This window comes from Pseudovibrio sp. POLY-S9 (genome assembly GCF_001431305.1).
Lineage (GTDB): Bacteria > Pseudomonadota > Alphaproteobacteria > Rhizobiales > Stappiaceae > Pseudovibrio.
This window is the reverse complement of sequence record NZ_LCWX01000034.1, coordinates 1-2903: the sequence shown is the minus strand read 5'-3', so window position 1 is coordinate 2903 and position 2903 is coordinate 1. Positions and strand designations below refer to the sequence as shown.

Here is a 2903-nt window from a genome sequence, read left to right as displayed (position 1 = left end):
ATAACCTTGGGATTTAGAGCACGTCGCGTTCATTAGCACTCAAGCTACACGCTCTAACATTTTTATCGGAGCGAATTCTTATCATTTTATTGAATCCAATCATATGGAACGCGCTCTAGGTTTTATCTTTGGCGTTTTCTGCCGCGTAGCTATGTTCATCAAAATAATTTACCGTCGCGTCGAGTGCATGTTCTTTTGCTCTCCCCAGAGCCTGGCCTGTTTCTGTTCCGTCATAAAGGCCAATAAAATCATTGAGGTCTGACACGTAGTCAGTTGGATTAGATGGTTGGCCATCTGGAGTGGTCTTTTCTAAGCCAAGATTAAGCTCTAATTCTCCATCCAGGTACTGTCCGGTCCATAGGGCCTCATGAATTGCATGCCCGCCGTCATAGGTCAGGAACATGGTGGTGAGGAGCATGTAATCTTTCGGATCTGGTACTGTATTCTCATTATCGCTGTTCTCCATGAGGTGCTTTAAGAAAAACAGATTCAGGTTTGTTGAACCTGAGACACCGCTGGCAACCGGTATTCCTTGTTTTAGTGCTTTAAGCTGTGATTGCGACGGGTTTTCCAGCTCCGGGATATTGCGTCGGGATGGATGCGTGCTTGGGATTTTAGTTTGGTCGTCTTGAAAGGTGACAGCACCAGGCTGGTAATCGAGTGTAATTCCAGCCTGTAATTTATTTGATACTACACTGTTACCGAAAAGATTTACTGGCGTTGTTCTGCGATTAGATTCTCGTTGTAACAACTGATAAGCTTTGTTCGCTTTATGTATCAAGCTGATCAGATCTTGTTCTCCCTCTTTTACTGGAGGGCGGTCTTCAGGCCATTGATTGGTGAGGATATTATTAAGGTTCACACAGAGTTTAACCGTTAGCATTGGGACGGCGATGGCTTCGTAACCATTGGTCGTTGGGGCGCTCAGAAAATCTTGTAAATTTTTAATTGCGTCCTCTGCTGGGCAGTCTGCCAGTTTTTGTAGTTGCGGGCATTCTGTTATCCAGAACCTCTTATCGCTCTGCAGAGCCGACTGAAGAGTTCTGGCAAGATCTTGCTGGACACGGGGTGTCTGTTCTGAAACTGTTTGGAGTGTGCCTAGCTTTGCTGTGTGTCCGGCATCTAAAACTGACTGCGGGGGATTGTGAACAAGGTCTGCAACCAGATTGCTGTCAAGTACCCTTGAGTAAACGGCATCGTGTAGTCTTGTAAGGGGTTGCTCGTCTGATTTTCCCATCTGTACGGAAAATTCTATCGCCCGTGCTGCAAGTTCCTCAAGGCCGTTGTCTTTTAGTTCTTTTGCTGACTTGTATAATAAATCCCGTGTTTCCGGCACTGACAGCTGATGGCCAAGAATCCGTTTTCTTACAACTTCATCAACTTTGTCCAATGCGATAGATGCTGTTTGGTCTAGATCCGGATTTTGCATTTCTTTTTTTAGCAGAGAAAGAAAGTTCGTGGTGACTTCGCCAGGTGTGCGGGGAACTTCGCCCCCTTGTGCTGCGTTTTTTCTTCTCTGATCTTTGGGATACACGAAATTGGTATGAACGTCTTTTAATGAAAGAGCGACTGCTTCCTTCAGGACGGGATTGTCGGCGTTACTCAAAACATTGAGTGAACGGGTAATACTTGAAATGCCGTCTTCATCTGCATCTTCTGCCAGTTTCATAACTTTGGATGTGATTTGCCTGGAAGCATTTATAGGATCTTCTGGTACTGGCTTGCCTTCGAAGAAAACCTCCATGGTTAGTCTGGTTCCAAAGTCCTTGGCATCGTCGAAAAGATCATTTGTTTTTTTTACGGTTTTTCCGGAGATCTCAGTTGGAGACTTGAGGGCCTTTTCAAGTATTTTCAGTGTTCGAATAGTGCTCCTTTTCGCTAAAAAATGATCAGCAACCTTTCCTGCTACATCTTGGGTGAAAACGGCATTAAGTTCATCCTTAAGTGCTGTCACGGTAGATTTGCTTTGAAGTGCCTCTTTTATCTCAAAGTCAAGCAGGCCTTCTGATGCTTGCCCTGTGCCATCAGTCTGGTCCTCAGGGAACTTAAGTTGGAGACTGCTATAAACTTTCTGAGCCCATGTCTGCTCTACCGGAGTTATCTTACGCTTGGGCATATGGGGTTCCAGAGTTCATATTACTAAATATGCGATATATTATCTGGAGGTAATTTAGATACTCAGTTGTGTAGTTTTGGTGCAGTTAAATATCAAAATGAGTATATAGTTTTATTTTGTATTTCCATGTAGAAACTTGATTTTTATTTTAAAACTACTTTTGAGGAAAATGCAGTTTAGGAGTTTGATTATTTCAGTTGAACCAAATTTCAGGCCGTTGAGAGATTGCTTCACGTGCGTCGGGTAGAGCGGCGGTGTTGCATTAATCGGAATTATACCAACGGCATTTAAGGGGTCTATTCCGGCTGAGTGCAGAATGACACGCTAAGCTTTTAGCAGCTCTGAGAAATCGTGCTGCATTTTGGTTGTAAGCCCTGTCTCGTGGCTCCAACGGTGTATAGCTGGTTCACAATTGCAGCCATTGGCTAAGAGTACCAGTACATCACCTGTTCCATTTCCGGCAATACAGACGGCTGAGTCTGGCCACGATGTCCAGCCCCGCATGGCTTTCATTTCACGGGCTACATCATTTGCCGTCCTCTTAAGGCACTTCTTGTCGGATTTGTCCCAGATCGGATGCAGTTTCCACGTATCGTTGTCGCAGATTACCTCTCCACCATTTTCGGCAATCATCGCAGCTCGGTATGAAGTTGGCAGAGTGGTCCCCATCGCTTACTCTTTATATCGAGCTCTTCAGGTTTTAAAATTCTTCGATAACGCTATCTGAAGTTGAAGTCGCTCCAAAGCGACGGCTGTGTAGTTTAACGCCAATGTCAGGTATTGGTCA

Annotated in this window: 1 protein-coding gene; it reads right to left on the bottom strand. The window is 44.7% G+C overall.

Translation table 11 applies throughout. The annotated features are described in order from the left end of the window. Positions 1-115: 115 nt before the first annotated feature. The gene (locus PPL9_RS01805; protein WP_057461043.1) at positions 116-2116 is read right to left on the bottom strand and encodes a hypothetical protein; all 2001 of its coding nucleotides are present in this window, start codon (positions 2114-2116) and stop codon (positions 116-118) included. Positions 2117-2903 lie beyond the last annotated feature (787 nt).

What these genes read in the sequence shown, in the direction of transcription:
- PPL9_RS01805 (WP_057461043.1), bottom strand. Translation starts at nt 2,116, where the DNA reads ATGCCCAAGCGTAAGATAACTCCGGTAGAGCAGACATGGGCTCAGAAA.